19 protein-coding genes are annotated in these 19,940 nt (G+C 63.8%); 12 read left to right on the top strand and 7 right to left on the bottom strand.

Translation table 11 applies throughout. From position 1 onward, the window contains the following. Positions 1–14: 14 nt before the first annotated feature. Positions 15–1,403 (top strand): cysteine--tRNA ligase, encoded by a 1,389-nt coding sequence (cysS, locus tag J1N02_RS02015; protein WP_223015075.1) that lies wholly within the window; start codon positions 15–17, stop codon positions 1,401–1,403. Between the two features lie 389 nt (positions 1,404–1,792). Here cysS and J1N02_RS02010 read toward each other — a convergent pair whose 3' ends face one another. The 7 genes from J1N02_RS02010 to J1N02_RS01980 all read right to left on the bottom strand — a co-directional run bounded on the left by J1N02_RS02010 (position 1,793) and on the right by J1N02_RS01980 (position 8,886). Then, complete coding sequence (locus tag J1N02_RS02010; protein ID WP_315421211.1) at positions 1,793–2,131, bottom strand: Na+/H+ antiporter subunit G; 339 nt, start codon at positions 2,129–2,131, stop codon at positions 1,793–1,795. Next, positions 2,128–2,406, bottom strand: coding sequence for a K+/H+ antiporter subunit F (locus J1N02_RS02005; RefSeq protein ID WP_169898940.1), 279 nt, complete (start codon positions 2,404–2,406; stop codon positions 2,128–2,130). Before J1N02_RS02005 ends, J1N02_RS02010 begins: the two co-directional genes overlap by 4 nt. Beyond that, positions 2,403–2,891: a Na+/H+ antiporter subunit E gene (locus J1N02_RS02000; protein ID WP_108572659.1), complete on the bottom strand. Its 489-nt coding sequence runs from the start codon at positions 2,889–2,891 to the stop codon at positions 2,403–2,405. Before J1N02_RS02000 ends, J1N02_RS02005 begins: the two co-directional genes overlap by 4 nt. Continuing rightward, on the bottom strand, positions 2,888–4,570 hold the full coding sequence (locus J1N02_RS01995; RefSeq protein WP_027606292.1) for a monovalent cation/H+ antiporter subunit D: 1,683 nt from the start codon (positions 4,568–4,570) through the stop codon (positions 2,888–2,890). The genes J1N02_RS02000 and J1N02_RS01995 overlap by 4 nt, the downstream gene beginning before the upstream one ends. Further along, positions 4,567–4,911: a Na+/H+ antiporter subunit C gene (locus J1N02_RS01990; RefSeq protein ID WP_003192163.1), complete on the bottom strand. Its 345-nt coding sequence runs from the start codon at positions 4,909–4,911 to the stop codon at positions 4,567–4,569. Before J1N02_RS01990 ends, J1N02_RS01995 begins: the two co-directional genes overlap by 4 nt. Beyond that, the gene (locus J1N02_RS01985; RefSeq protein ID WP_421147100.1) at positions 4,911–7,832 is read right to left on the bottom strand and encodes a monovalent cation/H+ antiporter subunit A; all 2,922 of its coding nucleotides are present in this window, start codon (positions 7,830–7,832) and stop codon (positions 4,911–4,913) included. Before J1N02_RS01985 ends, J1N02_RS01990 begins: the two co-directional genes overlap by 1 nt. 124 nt (positions 7,833–7,956) lie before the next feature. Beyond that, positions 7,957–8,886: a DMT family transporter gene (locus tag J1N02_RS01980; protein WP_027606294.1), complete on the bottom strand. Its 930-nt coding sequence runs from the start codon at positions 8,884–8,886 to the stop codon at positions 7,957–7,959. 92 nt (positions 8,887–8,978) lie between these two features. On the opposite strand from J1N02_RS01980, the gene J1N02_RS01975 reads away from it, so the two are divergent. The 11 genes from J1N02_RS01975 (at position 8,979) to J1N02_RS01925 (ending at position 19,881) form a co-directional block, all read left to right on the top strand. Continuing rightward, positions 8,979–9,542 carry a helix-turn-helix domain-containing protein gene (locus J1N02_RS01975; RefSeq protein ID WP_027606295.1) on the top strand — a complete coding sequence of 188 codons (564 nt, stop codon included), beginning with the start codon at positions 8,979–8,981 and terminating at the stop codon, positions 9,540–9,542. Positions 9,543–9,696: 154 nt separating this feature from the next. Then, positions 9,697–10,893, top strand: coding sequence for an SfnB family sulfur acquisition oxidoreductase (locus J1N02_RS01970; RefSeq protein WP_092357640.1), 1,197 nt, complete (start codon positions 9,697–9,699; stop codon positions 10,891–10,893). Between the two features lie 11 nt (positions 10,894–10,904). Next, complete coding sequence (locus J1N02_RS01965; RefSeq protein WP_027606297.1) at positions 10,905–11,231, top strand: acyl-CoA dehydrogenase; 327 nt, start codon at positions 10,905–10,907, stop codon at positions 11,229–11,231. Further along, positions 11,231–12,679 carry an LLM class flavin-dependent oxidoreductase gene (locus tag J1N02_RS01960; RefSeq protein ID WP_043293595.1) on the top strand — a complete coding sequence of 483 codons (1,449 nt, stop codon included), beginning with the start codon at positions 11,231–11,233 and terminating at the stop codon, positions 12,677–12,679. Before J1N02_RS01965 ends, J1N02_RS01960 begins: the two co-directional genes overlap by 1 nt. 114 nt (positions 12,680–12,793) lie before the next feature. Beyond that, a complete protein-coding gene (locus J1N02_RS01955) occupies positions 12,794–13,642 on the top strand; it encodes an acyl-CoA synthetase (protein ID WP_421147099.1) in 849 nt (282 codons plus the stop codon). Then, complete coding sequence (locus tag J1N02_RS01950; RefSeq protein WP_065940090.1) at positions 13,639–14,409, top strand: ABC transporter ATP-binding protein; 771 nt, start codon at positions 13,639–13,641, stop codon at positions 14,407–14,409. Before J1N02_RS01955 ends, J1N02_RS01950 begins: the two co-directional genes overlap by 4 nt. Next, on the top strand, positions 14,409–15,290 hold the full coding sequence (locus J1N02_RS01945; RefSeq protein ID WP_027606301.1) for a branched-chain amino acid ABC transporter permease: 882 nt from the start codon (positions 14,409–14,411) through the stop codon (positions 15,288–15,290). The genes J1N02_RS01950 and J1N02_RS01945 overlap by 1 nt, the downstream gene beginning before the upstream one ends. 4 nt (positions 15,291–15,294) lie before the next feature. Continuing rightward, positions 15,295–16,344 (top strand): branched-chain amino acid ABC transporter permease, encoded by a 1,050-nt coding sequence (locus J1N02_RS01940; protein ID WP_421147098.1) that lies wholly within the window; start codon positions 15,295–15,297, stop codon positions 16,342–16,344. A gap of 18 nt (positions 16,345–16,362) precedes the next feature. After that, entirely contained in the window at positions 16,363–17,703 is a 1,341-nt protein-coding gene (locus J1N02_RS01935; protein WP_065940088.1) for an ABC transporter substrate-binding protein, read from the top strand. A 3-nt stretch (positions 17,704–17,706) separates the two neighbouring features. Next, positions 17,707–18,474: an ABC transporter ATP-binding protein gene (locus J1N02_RS01930; protein WP_027606304.1), complete on the top strand. Its 768-nt coding sequence runs from the start codon at positions 17,707–17,709 to the stop codon at positions 18,472–18,474. Between the two features lie 12 nt (positions 18,475–18,486). Beyond that, on the top strand, positions 18,487–19,881 hold the full coding sequence (locus J1N02_RS01925) for an FAD/NAD(P)-binding protein (protein WP_108572666.1): 1,395 nt from the start codon (positions 18,487–18,489) through the stop codon (positions 19,879–19,881). Positions 19,882–19,940 lie beyond the last annotated feature (59 nt).

Here is a 19,940-nt window from a genome sequence, read left to right as displayed (position 1 = left end):
CTTAAGGAACTGTCGTGCTAACGATCTACAACACACTCAGCAAGACCAAAGAAGTCTTCAAGCCGCTGGATGGCAACAAGGTGCGCATGTACGTGTGCGGGATGACCGTGTACGACTACTGCCACATCGGTCACGGCCGCAGCATGGTTGCCTTCGACCTGGTGACCCGCTGGTTGCGTTTCAGCGGCTATGACTTGACCTATGTGCGCAACATCACCGACATCGACGACAAGATCATCAACCGCGCCAACGAGAACGGCGAGTCGTTCGACGCGCTGACCGAGCGCATGATCGCCGCCATGCACGAGGACGAGGCGCGCCTCAACATCCTCAAGCCGGACATGGAACCGCGTGCCACGGACCACATCCCCGGCATGCACGCCATGATCCAGACCTTGATCGACAAGGGTTACGCCTACGCTCCTGGCAACGGTGACGTGTACTACCGCGTCGCCAAGTTCATGGGCTACGGCAAGCTGTCGCGCAAGAAAATCGAAGACCTGCGCATCGGCGCGCGCATCGAAGTCGACGAAGCCAAGCAGGATCCGCTCGACTTCGTGCTGTGGAAAGGCACCAAGCCCGGCGAGCCGAGCTGGGAATCGCCATGGGGCGCCGGGCGTCCGGGCTGGCACATCGAATGCTCGGTGATGTCCACCTGCTGCCTGGGCGAGACCTTCGACATTCATGGCGGCGGCAGCGACCTCGAGTTCCCGCACCACGAAAACGAAATCGCCCAGAGCGAAGCCGCCACCGGCAAGACCTACGCCAACGCCTGGATGCACTGCGGCATGATCCGCATCAATGGCGAGAAGATGTCCAAGTCCTTGAACAACTTCTTTACCATCCGCGACGTGCTGGAAAAGTACCACCCGGAAGTGGTGCGTTACCTGCTGGTGTCCAGCCACTACCGCAGCGCCATCAACTATTCGGAAGACAACCTCAAGGACGCCAAGGGCGCCCTGGAGCGGTTCTACCACGCGTTGAAAGGCCTGCCATCCGTGGCGCCGGCCGGCGGCGAAGCGTTCGTGGCACGCTTCACCGAAGTGATGAACGACGACTTCGGCACACCGGAAGCCTGCGCCGTGCTGTTCGAGATGGTGCGCGAGATCAACCGTTTGCGTGAGAGTGATCTCGACGCAGCGGCAGGTCTGGCGGCGCGCTTGAAAGAGCTGGCGAGCGTCCTGGGCGTGCTGCAGATGGAAGCCGATGACTTCCTGCAGGCCGGCGCTGAAGGGCGTGTGGATGCGGCTGAAGTGGATGCGCTGATCCAGGCGCGTCTGGCGGCGCGTGCCAACAAGGACTGGGCGGAGTCCGACCGTATCCGTGACCAACTGACCGCGATGGGTGTGGTGTTGGAAGACGGCAAGGGCGGGACTACCTGGCGGTTGGCTGATCAGGCCTGATTGGCAAACGCTGGATGAAAAACGCCCCGACTGGTTCGGGGCGTTTTTTTGCACACTGTTTTAGTGAGCGGCTCACCCGATCCCGTGTGGGAGGGGCGGCGCGACGATTCGACTTGCTCCCGATGGCGGTGGGTCAGCCAACATACCTGTCAACAGTGCCGCCGCCTTCGAAGCCTCGCTAAAGCTCGACATCTCCCACAGGGGATTGGCGGTATCCTTGAGATCTACAGCCGGGCTGCTTTCTACCTGTCAACCGCAATCAAATGTGGGAGGGGGCTTGCTCCCGATAGCGGTGTTTCAGCCAACACCTCTACCAACTGTGCCGCCGCCATCGAAGCCTCGCTAAAGCTCGACATCTCCCACATTTTTAACCGTGTTCGCCTCAGCGCTCAGCGGCGGCTGCTGACCTCGGCCGGTACATCATCACCGGCCATGCGCTTGCGAAACAGCGCCGTACGGGCCAGCAGCAGCGTGGTCACCGGTACGGTGATCGCCAACAAAATCGGAATCAGCCACCCGTGCAGCACCGGCCCGGACTTGAGCACCGAAAAATAGATAATCGACGCCAGCGCCACACACCAGGCGCCCAATGTCGAGGCCAGCGCCGGCGGGTGCATGCGCTGGAAGAAGTCTTTCATGCGCAGCAAGCCAAGCGCGCCGATCAACGCAAACACGCTGCTCAACACCAGCAGCACCGCGACGACGATTTCCATCCATAACGGCATCATTCAATCACCTCCCCACGCAGCAGGAATTTGGCCAGGGCAAACGAGCCCACGAAGCCGAACAGCGCAATCAGCAGTGCCGCTTCAAAGTAGGTGTCACTGGCATAGCGAATACCCAGCACCAGCATCATCAGCATCGCCAGGATGTACAGGTAGTCCAGCGCCAGGACCCGGTCCTGGGCCGACGGGCCTATGAACAGGCGGATCAGGGTCAGCACCATGGCCAGGGAGAACAGGAACAGGCTGAACAGGATCGCATTGGAGAGCAGGGCGCTCATTCGAAGATCTCCATCAGGGGCCGCTCGTAGGTGGTCTTGAAGTGCTCGATAAACGGCGCTTCATCCTCCAGGTCGAATACGTGCAGCAGCAGGATGCTGCGGTCCAGGGCCAGTTCCGACCAGATGGTGCCGGGGACCACGGTGGTGATCATCGACAGGGCGGCGAGGCCGTTGGCGTCGCGCAGGTCCAGGGGGATTTTGACGAAGCGCGAACGCGGTGGGCGGGAGCCGCACATCAGCACGCCCCAGGCCACTTGCAGGTTGGAGACGATCACATCGCGGCCGACCAGGAAAAACAGGCGGATGATCACGCCAGGGCGGCGGATGCGGATCGGCAGCGGGCGCAGCGGCGCCATCAGCAGCGGCGCGAGAAAGCCCAGCAGCGCGCCCAGCAGCAGGTTGCCGGGGCTGACGGACAGGTTCAGCACCAGCCACAGCAACCACAACGCGAGGGACAACCATGGGGCAGGCAACAGGCGCTTCATGGTTGAACCTCCAGCGCGGCGGTCTTGGCTTCGGGGCTGGGGACCGGACGCGTGGCCATCACCGCCATCACGTAGTGTTCCGGGTTGTTCAGGCTCTGGGCAGTGGCCTGGGTGTAGCGCATCAGCGGCTCGGCCTTGAAGGTCAGCAGGATGCTCAGGCCCAGCAGGAAGAAGATCGGCACGCACTCATAGCGGCGCAGCAAGGGCGACGGGCGCTCTTCCGGGGTCCAGAAGCGCTGGATACCCAGGCGGGCGAAGGCGATCAGCGAGGCAAGGCCCGAGAGGATCAACAGCGCCACCAACCCCCAGGCCGCGGGACGAATGGGTTCATCCACACTGACACCCAGGCCCAACGGGTTAACCAGCGCACTCAACAAACTGAGCTTGCCGATAAACCCGGACAGCGGCGGCATGCCGATGATCAGCAGGGCGCAGGCGACAAAGCTCAAGCCCAGGAACGCCATGGTCCAGGGAATCACCTGGCCGACCACGGCTTTCTGCTCGTCATCCAGGTTCACGCCAGGACGCGGATGCAGGGATTCCATGGCCTTGGGCAGTGCGTCAATCTCTTCATCCAGCGGCAGGTCGTTGGCCGAGCGCGAACGCTCGATCAATTCGGCCAGCAGGAACAGCGCACTCAACGCCAGGGTGGAGCTGACCAGATAGAACAGCGCCCCGGCGGTCAGGCTTGGCTGGGCGAAACCAACGGCCGACAGCAGGATCCCGGCCGAGACCAGGATGCTCAAGCTGGCCATGCGCTCCAGCCGCTGCGCCGCCACCATCGCCAGCGCCGCGCAGATGATCGTGGCCATGCCGCCGTACACCAGCCAGTCGCCGCCAAACAACGCCGATGCGCCGGCCTGGCCGGAGAACAACAGGGTCCACAGGCGCAGCACGGTGTACACGCCGACCTTGGTCATGATCGCGAACATCGCCGCCACCGGCGCGCTGGCTGAGGAATAGGCGGGGGCCAGCCAGAAGTTCAGCGGCCACATGCCGGCCTTGGCCAGGAATGCGGTGGCGAGGATCGCCGCACCGGCATGCAGCAGGCCGCGATCCGCCTCGGGAACCAGCGGGATTTTCAGCGCCAGGTCGGCGAAATTCAGCGTGCCGGTCACGCCGTAGATCATCGCCGCGCCGATCAGGAACAGCGACGACGCCAACAGGTTGATCGCGATGTAATGCAGCCCCGACGACACCCGCGCCCGGCCCGAGCCGTGCAGCATCAAGCCGTAGGACGCCGCCAGCAGCACCTCGAAGAACACGAACAGGTTGAACAGGTCCGCCGTGAGGAACGCGCCGTACAGGCCCATCATCTGGATCTGGAACAGCGCATGGAAACTGGTACCGGCACGGTCCCAACGGGCCATGGCGAACAGCAGCGCGCTCACGCCGATGATCCCGGTGAGCACCAGCATCAGCGCCGAGAGCTGGTCGACCACCAGCACGATGCCGAACGGCACCTGCCAGTTGCCCGGCAGGTACACGCCAATCGAGCCGGGGCCGCCTTTTTGCGTCCAGTACAACAGCAGGATCGCGATGCCCAGGCCAATGACGCTGGAGAACAGGTTGATCCTGGCCTTCAGCGGGCGGCGTTTTTCGCCGAGCATCAGCATCAGCGCGGCGGTGAGCAACGGCAGCAGGATGGGGGCGACGATCAGTTGGTTGACCCAATTCATTCCTTGGGCTCCCGGCCGTCCACATGGTCAGTGCCGGTCAGGCCCCGTGACGCCAGCAGCACCACCAGGAACAACGCGGTCATGGCGAAGCTGATCACGATCGCCGTAAGCACCAGGGCCTGGGGCAGGGGATCGGTGTAATTGAGCAAGTCCTGGGGCACGCCGTCCTTGATGATCGGCTCCTTGCCGATAAACAGGCTGCCCATGCTGAAAATGAACAGGTTGACCCCGTACGACAACAGGCACAGGCCCATCACCACCTGGAACGTCCGTGGCCGCAGGATCAACCAGACGCCGGAGGCCGCCAGGACCCCAATGGCAATTGCGATGACTTCTTCCATCAGGCGGCTCCTTCGGTGGCGGCGACTACTTTGGCCTGGTTGCTCGGTTTATGCGCACGCACCGACTGGTGGCCGAGGGCGGTGAGCATCAGCAGCGTCGAGCCGACGACCATGGCGTATACGCCCACATCGAAGAACAACGCGCTGGCAACATGAATATCGCCCAGCAGCGGCAGGCTGAAATGCCAGGTATGGGTGGTGAGGAACGGGTAGCCGACAAACAACGCGCCGATCCCGGTCAGCGTCGCCGAGAACAGGCCGAAGCCCATCCAGCGCATCGGCCGCAGGCTCATCTGCGCCTCGACCCACTGGGTACCGGCAACCATGTACTGCAGGATAAACGCCACCGACATCACCAGGCCGGCGACAAACCCGCCGCCCGGTTGGTTGTGGCCGCGCATGAACAGGTAGAACGACACCACCAGTGCAATCGGCAGCAGCAGGCGCACCAGCACCGCCGGCACCATCATGAAGCCCAGGGCGGTGTCGCTGGCCTGGCGCGGGTTGACCAGGTCGGTGGCCACGTCCGGCGCCAGTTGACGCTGCTGTGGCGGCAGCTCCATGCTTTCCTTGGACGGGCGGAAACGACGCAGCAGGGCGTACACGGTCAGCGCCACGGCGCCGAGCACGGTGATTTCGCCGAGGGTATCGAAGCCCCGGAAGTCCACCAGCATCACGTTCACCACATTGCTGCCACCGCCCTCGGGCAGGGCGCGGCTCAAGTAGAACGAGGAAATATCGTTGGGCGTCTGGCGCGTCAGCATCGCATAGGACAGCAGCGCCATGCCGCCGCCTACCACGGTGGAGAGCAGGAAGTCGCGCAGACGACGGATGCGCGCCTTGCGCAGCGAACTGGGCAGTGGCGAGACTTCTTCGATCCGCCGTGGCAGCCAGCGCAGGCCGAGCAGGATCAGTACGGTGGTGACCACTTCCACCACCAACTGGGTCAGCGCCAGGTCCGGCGCCGAGAACCACACGAAGGTGACGCAGGTCATCAGGCCGCACACGCTGACCATGGTCAGGGCCGCGAGCCGGTGGTACTTGGCTTGCCAGGCGGCGCCCAGGGCACAGGCAATCGCCAGCAGCCACAGGGTGACGAACACGATGGAGCCCGGGATCTTCGGGCGGTCGCCCCAGCTGAGGCCGCTGTTGAGCATCGGGATCATGGCGCCGATCACCGCGACGATCACCAACAGGAACAATTGGGGCTGCAGGCGCTTGGTGCTGATGCGTTTCTCGATCCTGCGCACGCCGCGCATCATCACCACCAGGCTGCGCTCGAAGCCGCGCTTGCCGTTGAAGTAGCTGATGACCGGCGGGTACTTGAAACGCCCGCGCTTCAGTTGTTTGCGTAGCAGCAGGTAGAGCACCACGCCACCGGACATGGCCACCAGGCTCATGATCATCGGAGCATTCCAGCCATGCCAGATCGCCAGGCTGTATTCCGGCAGCACGCCGCCGACCACCGGCAGCGCCGCAGCGGCGAGGATCGAACCGACCACCTGGGCCGGGAAGATGCCCACCAGCAGGCAGGTGAATACCAGCAGCTCAACCGGGGCACGCATCCAGCGCGGGGGTTCGTGAGGCGTGTGGGGCAGATCGGTGGCGGGCGGGCCGAAGAACACATCCACGGTAAAGCGCAGGGCGTAGGCCACGCTGAACGTACCGGCGATGGTCGCGATCAGGGGCAGGGCGATTTCCACCCATTGGGTCGATGAGATAAACACGGTTTCAGCGAAGAACATCTCTTTGGACAGGAAACCGTTGAGCAACGGTACGCCGGCCATGGATGCGCTGGCCACCATCGCCAGGGTCGCGGTAAACGGGATCAGGCGCACCAGGCCACTGAGCTTGCGGATGTCCCGCGTGCCGCTTTCGTGGTCGATGATGCCCGCCGCCATGAACAGCGAGGCCTTGAAGGTGGCGTGGTTGAGGATATGGAACACCGCGGCGACGGCGGCCAGCGGGCTGTTGAGGCCCAGCAGCAGGGTGATCAGCCCGAGGTGGCTGATGGTGGAATAGGCTAAAAGGCCTTTGAGATCATTCTGGAACATGGCGCAGTAAGCGCCGAGGAGGAGGGTCAGGGCGCCGGCACCGCCGACGATCCAGAACCATTCTTCGCTGCCGGACAGCGACGGCCACAGGCGGGCCAGCAGGAACACGCCGGCCTTCACCATCGTCGCCGAGTGCAGATAGGCAGACACCGGGGTCGGTGCAGCCATGGCGTGGGGCAGCCAGAAATGGAACGGAAACTGCGCGCTTTTGCTCAGGGCGCCGATCAGCACCAGCGCGAGCATCACCGGGTACAGCGAATGCGCGCGGATCTGCTCGCCGGCGGCCAGCACCTGGTCCAGGTCATAGCTGCCGACGATATGTCCCAGCAGCATCACGCCCGCCAGCAGGCACAAGCCGCCCGCGCCGGTGACCATCAAGGCCATGTACGCACCACGACGCGCATCGGCGCGGTGGTGCCAGTAGCCGATCAACAGGAACGAGAACAGGCTGGTCAGTTCCCAGAAGAACACGATCTGGATCAGGTTGCCGGAAATCACCAGCCCGAGCATGGCGCCCATGAAGGCCAGGAAAAACGCGAAGAAACGCGGCACCGGATCGTCCGGCGACATGTAGTAGCGCGCATACAGCGACACCAGCGCGCCGATGCCGAGTACCAGCATCGAGAACAACCAGGCGAACCCATCCATGCGCAGTACGAAGTTCAGCCCAAGGCTGGGCAACCACATGAGTTCTTCGCGGATCACGCCACCGTGGGCGATCTGGGGGTAGAGCAGGGCGACTTGAACGGTTCCGACCAGGGCCACAAGGCCAGCCAGCAGGGATTCGGTGTTACGTGCATTGTGCGGCAGCAAGGCCGCCAGACAGCTGCCGATAAAAGGCAGAAGCAGTAGAACTATCAGGGACATAGGCTTCTAATCTGCGGGAGTTTGGGATGCATCATACGTGCCGCTTTGTCGATCACCAAACGGCAACATGTGGCAGGATCCTACAAAGTAGGTCGAAAACTCCCGTTTGGCATTGTTTCGGACCCTAGCCCTGTTGCTCCTGTTCCCGCTCATCCTGCAACTCGATGGCCTTTTGCCCTTTTGTCTTGATCTCACTCACAATCACCGCCACCACAATCAACGCCGCCCCCAGCATGGCAATCGGCGGGAATCGCTCGCCGGCGATCCGCCCGACTACCCCGGCCCACACCGGCTCACCGGCATAGATCAATGTGGCCCGTGTCGGCGAAACGCTTTGCTGCGCCCAATTCATGGCGACCTGGATCACCGCACTGGTCAGGCCCAGGCCCACGGCGCTGAACAGCAGCAGCCAGGAGAACCCCGGCAGTGCCTCGCCCATCGGCACCACCATCAAAAACGACAGCAGCGACGCCGTCGCCAGTTGCACCACCGTCACCCGGCGTACGTCCACTTGCCCGGCGAACGCACTGATCAGGATGATTTCCGCCGCTATCGCCACGGCACCGATCAGGGTGGCGATTTCCCCGGGGCTGAAATTCAGCGAAGCCCCGGCGGGACCGGTCAACAACATCAACCCGGCAAACGCCAGCATGATGCCGATGCTTGGCATCAACCCCGGGCGCCGGCCCAGCACCAGCCATTGCAGCAGCGGCACGAACGGCACATACAGCGCGGTAATGAACGCCGACTGGCTGCTCAGGATCGTCTGCAGGCCAATGGTCTGCAGGCCGTAGCCGAACATGATCGCCACGCCGATGAACACGCCCGCCTTCAATTCGAACAACGTCAGGTCGCGCAAGGTACGCAAGGAAAAGAACCCGACCACAATCGCCGCCGCCGCAAAGCGCAGGCCCACGAAAAACATCGGCCCGCTGACAGTCATGGCATGCTGCACCAGCAAAAACGTGCCGCCCCAGATCATGGTGATAAACACCAGGATGCACTCGGCTTTGCTGAAACGGTGGAAACGCGAGGGGGAGTTCGGCGTGGTCATGGCGGCTCGGTCTTGCAAGGGAAAGGCACGGACCGCACAATGCGCCGCACGCTGGGCAGTATACTGCGCACACCCACCCATTGAGCAATATAGTGCACAAAGAAAATCCACAACGGGCCTCGGTCCTGCAGCATGTCAGCCAGAACGTTCGTCGCCTGCGCCACGCCGCCGACCTGAGCCAGACTGCGCTCTCGGAAAAGTCCGGGGTCAGCCGGCGCATGCTGGTGGCCATCGAGGCCGGGGAAAAGAACGTCAGCCTGTCCACCCTCGACCGTGTGGCCGAAGCGTTGGATGTGGCGTTCAGCGACCTGATCCAGGCGCCGGATGTGCGCGATCACAGCCGCATCAACGAACTGGCCTGGGCGGGGGAAATCGACGGCAGCAAGGCGGTGTTGCTGGCCAAGGCCACGGCGCGGCGCGAGGTCGAGTTATGGGAGTGGCGTCTTGAACCCGGTGATCGCTATTGTCCGGACCCCGACCTGGAGGGCTGGAGCGAGCAACTGTTCGTCTTCGAGGGCAGCCTGACGTTGGTGGTCGGCGAGCAGGAAAATACCATCGGTGCCGGCGAATTCTTCATGTTCGCCAGCCACCAGCCCCATGCCTATCGCAATGACGGCCAGGTCGCCGTGCGCTTTGTGCGCAATGTGGTGATCTAACTGTTTGCCAGCCAACAGTGGATGCACACTTTGCTGGTTTGAAACTGCGGTTGTACGCCTGTTTACGCGGCAACCGGCTGATTTTACTGACGATTAAATTCAGGCACGACTCCTGCAAACACTCCAGTATCCCCTCGGAGCCTGGAGTCGGCCCATGTCTGCCCACCCTCAACAACCTGCCCATATCATCCGCTCGGACGCGGAGGCCATCGAGGTCGCCAAGCGCCTGGCCGAACGCTTTGCCGTCGACGCCAGCGCGCGCGACCGCGAGCGGCGCCTGCCGGTGGCCGAACTGGACGAGTTTTCCGCCAGTGGCCTGTGGGGCATCACCGTTCCCAAGGCCTATGGCGGCGCCGGGGTGTCCTATGTGACGGTGGCCGAGGTGATCAAGTTGATCTCCGCCGCCGACCCGTCATTGGGGCAAATCCCGCAGAACCACCTGGGCGTGGTGGACATCCTGCTGCAAACCGCCACCGAGGAACAAAAACGCCACTACTTTGGCAAAGTCCTGGCGGGTTATCGCTTTGGTAACGCCTTCTCCGAGGCCAAGAGCAAAAACGCCGGCACCTTCGACACGCAGATTCGCTTCCACGGCGACACCGCGCAGATCAACGGCGAGAAGTTCTACTGCACCGGCGCGCTGTTCGCCCATATCGTGCCCACCGTGGGTAATAACGAAAAGGGCCAGGCGTTCATCGGCCTCGTCGAGCGCGATGCGCCAGGCCTGACCGTGATCGACAACTGGGACGGTTTCGGCCAGCGCACCACCGCCAGCGGCGGCGTGACCCTCGACGGCGTGAGCGTGCCCTTGAGCGCGGTGATTCCCGCCCACCTGGCGTTTGACCAGCCCACGGCCGATGGGCCGATTTCGCAAATCATCCAGGCAGCTGTGGACACCGGCATTGCCGTCGGCGCCCTTGAGCAGGCAAAAATCTTCGCGCGCCAGGCCCGTCCGTGGATCGACAGCCAGCAGGATCACGGTTGGCAGGACCCGTTCACCATCGCCGCCATCGGCGACCTGGAGTGGCGTGTGCACGGCACCGAAGCGATCCTCGCCAAGGCCGGCCTCGCCGTCGACCGGGCCCTTGCCGAACCGAATGAAGACACCGTCGCCCAGGCCTCGCTGGTGGTCGCCCAGGCCAAGGTGCTGTCGGCCGAAACCGCGTTGCTCGCCAGCAGCAAACTCTTCGAACTGGCCGGTACCCGCTCGGTCACCGCCAAGCACAACCTCGACCGCTTCTGGCGCAACGCGCGGACCCACACCCTGCACGACCCGGCCCGCTGGAAATACCACCTGATCGGCAATTTCGTGCTCAACGGCGTCAAGCCTGCGCGCCACGCCTGGAACTGAGGACCTGACCCATGACCGCCCTGACCCTCGCACGCCAACTGCTGGACAGCACCCGTCGCCACGTCGCAAAAAGCGACGACCCCTACGTGATCAGCCGCTTCGGCGATTGGCAGATTCGCGTGGATGTAGCAGCCGCCTTGCTGGAACGCGCCGAAACCGATCCAAGCCCGGTCGCCGTCACTGAAGCGCAGATCGCCGCCGCCGAAGCCTTGCTCTTTGCCAGCAACACCGAATTCGAACTGACCGGCCAACGCACCGCGCTGCCACCGACCCTGGATGACCCGTTGCGCTGGAAATACCAGGTCGTCGGCAACTACCACCTCAACGGAGTGCTGTGATGTCCCGTGAAATCCGCTTGAACGCTTTTGACATGAACTGTGTCGGCCACCAATCGCCGGGCCTGTGGGCGCATCCGCGCGATCGCTCGTGGCAGTACAAGGACCTTGAATACTGGACCGACCTGGCGAAGATCCTTGAGCGCGGCAAGTTCGACGGCCTGTTTATCGCCGACGTGCTGGGCATCTACGACGTGTACAACGGCAACGGCGACGCGGCGATTCGCCAGGCGACCCAGGTGCCGGTCAACGATCCGTTGTCGCTGATCGCACCCATGGCGCTGGTTACCGAGCACCTGGGTTTTGGCCTCACCGCATCGCTGTCGTTCGAGCACCCGTATCCGTTTGCCCGCCGTCTCTCGACCCTCGACCACCTGACCAAGGGCCGCATCGGCTGGAACATCGTCACCTCCTACCTGGAAAGCGGCGCCAAGAACCTTGGCCAGAAAGCCCAGACCGAACACGACGCCCGCTACGACTATGCCGAGGAATACCTGGAGGTCTGCTACAAACTCTGGGAAGGCAGTTGGGAAGAGGGCGCGGTACTGCGCGACCGTGAACGTCGGATCTTCAGCGACCCGAGCAAGATCCACGAGATCCGCCACGTCGGCAAACACTTCCAGGTGCCCGGCATCCACCTGTGCGAACCCTCGCCGCAGCGCACGCCGGTGCTGTACCAGGCCGGTGCCTCCAGCCGTGGCAAGCAGTTCGCCGCCGAGCAGGCCGAATGCGTGTTCGTTGCCGCGCCGTCCAAGGTGCTGCTGAAAAAGACCGTCGCCGACATCCGCCGCCGTGCGGCCGAAGCCGGACGCGACCCGAAGAAAATCCTGATTTTCAACTTGCAGACCGTGATCGTCGACGAGACCGACGCCAAGGCCAAGGCCAAATTCGACGAATACAAATCCTACGCCAGTTATGAAGGCGCGATGGCGCTGATCTCCGGCTGGACCGGGATCGATTTCAGCCAGTTCAAGCCGGATGAACCGCTCAAGCACGTGCACACCAATGCGATTCAATCGGCGGTGGAAGCTTTCTCCACGGCGGATCCGAACAAGGTCTGGACCCCCAGCGAACTGGCCGATTGGGTCGGTATCGGCGGCTTTGGCCCGCTGTTCGTCGGCGGCCCGGAGACCGTGGCGGACCTGTTGCAGGAGTGGGTCGAAGAGACCGACGTCGACGGCTTCAACCTCGCCTATGCGCTGACCCATGAAACCTTTGTCGACGCCGTCGAATGGCTGGTCCCGGAGTTGCAGAAGCGTGGCGTGTATAAGACCGAATACGCCCAGGGCACGTTGCGCGAGAAGTTGTTTGGCGACGGTGCAAGGTTGGGCGCGAACCACCCTGGCGCGGGCTATCGCAATTTATCTGGGATACAAAAAACCAATGTGGGAGGGGCGGTGCGACGATTCGACTTGCCCCCGATGGCGGTGGCTCAGTCAAAGGTGTTCTAACTGATCCACCGCCATCGGGAGCAAGACCGCCCCTCCCACAGTTGTCCTGTGTCGATCCAAATAATCAAGCCAGCGGACCACCGCACGCACACCCCCCAATAGGAGCAACCCCCTATGAGCGTGCACGAACCAACGGCCCTCCTGGAACACCTGAGCCACTGGGCGCAACTCACACCGTTGCACATCGCCCTGCGCCACAAGCGCCAGGGCCAGTGGTACGCCTGGCGCTGGATCGACACCTTGCGCGATGTCGAACGCCTGGCCGATGGTTTGCGCCAGCAAGGTTTCGATCAACAGTCACGCTTGGTGCTCAGCGGCGCCTTTGAGCCGAACCTGCTGTTGCTGGCGTTGGCGGCCCATTCCGTCGGTGCACAGGTGCTGACGCTGGCCGATAACCTCGAGCCGCAGGCCTTGGAGCAACAGCTGTGGCGTATTCATCCCAGCCACGCCTACGTTCAAGGTCGCCAGCGCGATTGGACCTTCACCCAGCGGTTGGATTTCGCCCAACTGCTCGGCCCCGTGGACCCGGCGCAACACCTGCAGCGCTGGTGGCAGACCGCCGGTGAAACCGCGTTGTGGAGCGAGGAGGGCACCCACTGGCAAGGCGGCCTGGCGGTGGTGCTGGAGCAGTGGCTGAGCAGCGGCCACGGCCTGGCCTTCCCGGAAAGCCTGGCCTCGGCGCGACGTGATCGCAGCGAAGTCGCGCCCACCGGCCTGCTGCTGTCGCCCGCCCGTTTGCTGCACCTGGCCGACGAGATCGAAAGCCGCCTGCCACCCCACGGCACCTGGCGTCGACGCCTGTGCGACTGGGCCATTGCCCACCCGCACAGCGGCCTGCGCCGCCTGCTGAAAAACCGCGTGCGCACACTGTTGGGCTTCCAGCGCCTGGCCTATATCTGGCAGCCCCTCAAATCCAATGCCGAGCCGACGTGGCTTGCCGAATTCAAACGGGAACGTGCATGAGCCAAGCCATTCTCCAGGTGCGGGACATCTCGCTGTCGTTCAAGGGCGTCAAGGCGATCAATGGGCTGTCGTTCGAGGTGGCGCGCGGGGAAATCTGCGCGTTGATCGGGCCCAACGGTGCCGGCAAGAGTTCATTGCTCAACGTCCTCAACGGCGTGTATCGCTTCGATGCCGGCGAGATCGTGTTCGAGGCGCAGCATTTCCAGCGTATCGACCCGCTGGGCGCCGCGCGTCGAGGCATTGGCCGTACCTTCCAGAACAACGCCCTGTTCAAGAAAATGAGCGTGCTCGACAACATCCTCACCGGCCTGTCGCGGCATATGCGCACCAGCTTTATCGAACAGGCCCTCGGCTTGCCCCGCGCACGCCGTGAAGCCGAAGCCTTCCGCCTGCGGGCCCAGGGCATCCTCGAGTTCCTGGAGCTGCAAGCCTACCGCGATGTGCTGGTGGGCAACCTGTCCTATGGCCTGCAAAAGCGTGTGGAGCTGGGCCGTGCATTGATCGCCGGGCCCAGCCTGTTGCTGCTGGACGAACCCATGGCCGGCATGAACGCCGAGGAAAAACAGGAAATGGCGCGCTTTGTCGCCGACGTGAACCGCGACCTCGGCACCACCGTGGTGTTGATCGAACACGACATGGGCGTGGTCATGGGGCTGTCCGACCATGTGGTGGTGCTCGACTACGGGCGCAAGGTCGGCGACGGCACCCCTGCCGAGGTGCAGGCCAATCCCGAGGTGATCGCGGCCTACCTGGGAGTGACGCACTGATGACGTTCTTCTTCGAAACCCTGCTCGGCGGCCTGCTCGCCGGCACCATGTATTCCCTGGTCGCGATCGGCTTCGTGCTGATCTACAAGGCCAGCGGCGTGTTCAATTTTGCCCAGGGCTCGATGCTGCTGTTTGCCGCGCTGACCTTCGTCAGCCTGCACGACCAGGGCGTGCCGTTTGCCCTGGCGTTGCTGTTGACGGTGATCGTGATGATCGTCGGCGCCTTGCTCATCGAGCGCCTGGTGCTGCGGCCGCTGGTGAACCGCTCGCAGATCACGTTGTTCATGGCGACGCTGGGCCTGTCGTTCATTATCGAAGGCCTGGCCCAGGGCGTGATGGGCTCGCAGGTGCGCGCCCTGGACCTGGGCATCGACGATGTACCGCTGTTCGTCGGGCCGCTGATGCTCAGCCAGTTCGACCTGATCGCCGCGGCCGTGGCCGTGGTGCTGGTGACGGTGCTGGCGCTGCTGTTCAACAAGACCCGTATCGGCGTGTCGCTGCGCGCGGTGGCGGATGACACCACGGCGGCGCTGTCCATCGGCATCAACCTCAACCGCATCTGGCAGATCGTCTGGGCGGTGGCCGGCATCGTCGGGCTGGTGGCGGGGTTGTTGTGGGGGGCGCGCCAGGGCGTGCAGTTTTCGCTGTCGCTGGTGGTGCTCAAGGCCTTGCCGGTGTTGATCATCGGCGGCTTCACCTCGATTGGCGGGGCGATTGTCGGCGGGCTGATTGTCGGCGCTGCGGAGAACCTCGCCGAGGTGTATATCGGCCCGCTGATCGGTGGTGGTATCACGCCGTGGTTCGCCTATGTCCTGGCGTTGTCCTTCCTGTATATCCGTCCCGCCGGTCTGTTCGGCGAGCGCGCCATCGAGCGAGTCTGAAAGCATGTCGATCCCTGTTGCTGAACACACCGCCCCCTTGCTGCTGGTCCAGCGGCGCGTGCCCTGGAGCCTGCTCGGCCTGCTGGCGCTGGCGTTTATCGTGGTGCCGCTGTGGGGCAATGACTATTGGCTCAACGCGATCCTCATCCCGTTCCTGGTGCTGTCCCTGGCCGGGCTGGGCCTGAATTTACTCACCGGCTATACCGGGCAAACCTCGGTGGGCGCAGCCGGCTTCATGGCGGTTGGGGCGTTCGCCACCTATGGGTTTTTACTGCGCCTGCCGGAGCTGGGCCTGCCGGTGGCGCTGCTCGGCGGTGGGATCATCAGCGCCGTGGTCGGGTTGCTGTTTGGCTTGCCCAGCTCGCGGATCAAGGGCTTCTACCTGATGGTCACCACGCTGGCCGCGCAGTTTTTCCTGGAGTGGCTGTTCGTCAAATTCCCCTGGTTCTACAACTACGGCTCGTCCGGGACCATTTCGGCACCGAAGCTGGCGTTGTTCGGCCATGACCTCAACACGCCGCTGGGCCGCTACTGGCTGACCCTGGTCACGGTGCTGTTGTTGACCTGGGCCGCGGTCAACCTGGTGCGCAGCCAGGTGGGTCGCAACTGGATGGCGATCCGCGACATGGACACCGCCGCCGCCGTGGTCGGTATCCCGGTGGTGCGCTACAAGCGCCTGGCGTTTGCGGTCAGTTCGTTCTACCTCGGCATCGCCGGCGCGTTGTGGGCGTTTGCCTACCTGGGCACGGCCAGCGCCAGCAGCTTCGACATCAACCGCTCCTTCCAGATCCTGTTCATCATCATTATCGGCGGCATGTGCAGCATTGCCGGCAACTTCGTCGGCGCGGCATTCATCAGTTTGCTGCCGATCTTCCTCAGCCATGCCGGGCAGGCGTTGTTCGGTGGCTCGGTGGACGCGGGGCAGTTGCAAAACCTGCAGAAAATCATTTTTGGCGTGTTGATCATCGTGTTCCTGATCAAGGAGCCCGAGGGCTTGATTCGCCTGTTGTACAACCTCCGTGACCGGCTGCGTCAGTGGCCCCTACGTTTCTGATTGAATAAGAGAATCCCTATGCGTGCATCCTTGAAACGCTCCCTGGCCGGCGCCGCCTTCGCGCTGGCTGCCCTGGCCGGTGCCGTGCCCCAGGCGGTAGCCTCGGCCGACCAGCAGTTCTTTCCCCTCGCCACCTACCGGGTGGGTGCCTACGCCTCCAGCGGCGTGCAGGTGTGGGCCGGGATGATCGACTACCTGCGTTATATCAACGAGGTCGAAGGCGGCATCAATGGCGTCAAGCTGGTGTGGCAGGAATGCGAGACCGAGTGGACGGCGGAGAAAGGCATCGAGTGCTACGAGCGCTTCAAGAACGGCCTGGATGGCGCGCCGGTCGCGGTGTACCAGCCCAACGGCGCACCGGCGGCCTATGCGCTCAGCGAAAGGGCAGAGGTGGACAAGATCCCGCTGATCACCCTCGGCTACGGTCGCACCGAAGCCACCGACGGCACCGTGTTCCCTTACAACTTCCCGGTGATGCTGACGTTCTACAGCGAGGCGTCGACCCTGGTGAACTACATCGCCCAGCGCGAAGGCGGCTTCGACAAACTCAAGGGCAAGAAGATCGCCACGGTCTACCACGACTCGGCCTACGGTCGCGAAACCCTTGGCCCGCTGAAATTGCTGGCGGAAAAATACGGTTTTGAAAACATCCAGATTCCGGTGGCCGATCCGGGCAATGAGCAGTCCGCGCAATGGCGCCAGGTACGCCAGGCCAACCCGGATTGGGTGTTCCTGCGCACCTGGGGCGTGTCCACCCCGGTGGCGGTGAAAACCGCCGCACGCTTCGGCTTCCCGGTGGACCATATCATCGGCGACATCTGGGCCAGTTCCAGCGAAGACGTATTGCCCGCAGGCGCCGCCGCCAAGGGCTACCTGGCGCTCACGCCTTACCCGGCAGGAGCGGATTTCGAGATCCACAAGCGCCTCAAGCAGTACATCCTCGACAAGGGCCACAGCGACCTCAAGGACCTGAAGAATTTCGGCAGCGTCTACTACAACTCCGGCCTGGTGAACGCCGCCGTGGCCGTGGAAGCGATCCGCACCGGCCAGGCCAGGTTCGGCAAGCGTCCGCTCAATGGCGAAGAAGGCCGCTGGGGCCTGGAACACCTGAATATCGATGACGCGCGCTTGAAGGATATGGGCTACCTGGGCCTGATGCAGAACCTCAAGCTGTCGTGCCGCGACCACGAAGGCGGCGGCTCGGCGCGCGTGCAGCAATGGGACGGCGCCCACTGGACGCTGATCAGCGACTGGATCGCCGCCGACCGCGCCCTGTTGCGCCCGCTGATCGATGAAAAATCCGCGGCGTTCGCCAAGGAAAAAGGCCTGACGCCACGCACCTGCACCGGGGATGAATAAATCATGAGCCAGCTCGCCAGCGAAGCCACGCGCCCGTCGTTGTTGACGGTCAACGATATTGAAGTGATCTACGACGGTGCGATCCTCGCCGTGGCCGGGGTGTCGCTGAGCGTGCCCAAGGGCGCCATCGTCGCCCTGCTGGGGGCCAATGGCGCCGGCAAGAGCACCACCCTCAAGGCGATCTCCGGGCTGGTGCGTGCCGAGCGCGCCGAAGTCAGCCGGGGCGTGATCGAATACGCGGGCGTCGACCTGGCCGGCGTCGACCCCAGCCAGCGTGTGCGCCAGGGCATGGTGCATGTGCTGGAAGGCCGCCATGTCTTCGGCCAGCTCAGCGTCGAAGACAACCTGCGCAGCGGCGGCTTTGTCCGGCGCCTGAGCCGCAAGGCCATGGAACAGGACCTGGAGCGCATCTACGCCTGGTTCCCGCGGCTCAAGACCAAGCGCCACACCCGCGCCGGCCTGACGTCCGGCGGCGAGCAGCAAATGGTCGCCATCGGCCGCGCGTTGATGACCCGTCCTACTTTGGTACTGCTCGACGAGCCGTCCATGGGTTTGGCGCCTATGATCGTGCAGGAGATCTTCGAGATCATCGCGCAGCTCAACCGCGAGCAGCAGGTGAGCTTCCTGATCGCCGAGCAGAACATCAACGTCGCGCTCAACTATGCGTCCCAGGGCTACGTGCTGGATACTGGGCGCGTGGCCTTGAGTGGCAGCGCCGCCGAGCTGTTGGCGCGGGGCGACTTGCACGATATTTATCTGGGTAAACAGTAAAGGCGAATGTGCATGACTGAATCCCTCCGCAACGCTGATGTGCTGATCATCGGCGGCGGCCTGAGCGGCACGATGCTGGCGGTGCAACTGCTGCGCCGGCCTGGGCAGCGCCGGATCCTGGTGATCGAACCGCGCGCCGAACTCGGCCGTGGCGAGGCCTACAGCGCCGTCGAACTGGGCCACACCTTGAACGGCAACGCGGCGCGCATGAGCGTCGACCCGGACAACGCCGATGACCTGACCCAATGGCTGACCGCCTACATCGGTGCCGGCGGTTGGCCCGAGTCGGACCAGCAACACGTGCCCATCAGCGAACTGTTCCCGCCACGCGGGATTTTTGGCCTGTATGCGCAGCAACGGCTGGCTGAGGCCAAGGCGTTGTCGGCGTCCACCGTCGAGCATATCCGCGCCGAAGTCGTCGACCTGCAGGTCGGCGACGATTCAGTGTTGCTGACCCTCGACAACGGCCAGCAACTGCGCGGCGCCCAGGCGGTGTTGGCCACCGGCATGTTCCCGGCGGCACGCACGCCGCAGACCCAGTCCAGCGGCTTGAACGCCGCCGCCGTGGACCCCTGGGACGTGCAGGCCATGACCCGGATCGACCCGCAGGCGCCGGTGCTGATCATCGGCTCCGGGTTGACCATGGTCGACGCCGTGGTGTCCCTGGAACAGGCCGGGCACCGTGGGCCCATCGAGGTGTTTTCACGCCACGGCTTGTTGCCCCATGTGCGCCGGCAACCGCCGGGCTGGGACGATTTCCTCGCTGCCGACCACGCCTTGCGCAGCCCGCGACAACTGCTGCGCGAGGTGCGGCGTCAATGCCGCCTGGCATTGGCGCAGGGCATCGATTGGCAGGCGCCATTGGACACGGTGCGCGCCCATATCGGCCGGCTGTGGAGCCAGGCCAGCGAGGGCGAGAAACGCCAGTTCGTGCGGCATGTGCGGCCCTGGTGGGAAAGCCATCACCACCGCTCGCCGCCGTTGAGTGCCCAGTTGGTGGCCCGGCTGCATGAGCAAGGGCGGTTGCGCATTCGCGCGGCGTCGTTCAAGGGGCTGGAGCCCTCGGGCGAGGGCGTGACCATTCGCTTGCGTTACCGTGGCGAACAGGTGGTCAGCCTGGTATCGGGAGCGGCGCTGATCAACTCCAGCGGCATCGAATACGACTGGCGCCGCGTGGCCCGGCCGTTGCCGCAGCAGTTGCTCAAGCGCGGGCTGATCAGGCCGGGGCCGCTGGCGTTGGGGATTGCGGCGGACACGTGCGGCGCCGTGCTGGATGCCCAGGGCCAGGTCAGCATGCGATTGTTCGCCATGGGCCCGCCGTTGCGCGGGATGTGGTGGGAGAGCACGGCGGTGACGGATGTGGCGCTTCAGGCCAAGGCCTTGGCATTGAAGTTGGCGCATTTCTAAATGTGGGAGGGGGCAAGCCCCAATGCCGGTCAGTTAAGGGACAGAACGGGCAACCCCTC

The organism is Pseudomonas sp. NFX5 (genome assembly GCF_049132125.1).
GTDB classification, from domain to species: domain Bacteria; phylum Pseudomonadota; class Gammaproteobacteria; order Pseudomonadales; family Pseudomonadaceae; genus Aquipseudomonas; species Aquipseudomonas marginalis.
This window is presented reverse-complemented; position numbering and strand designations above follow the sequence as displayed.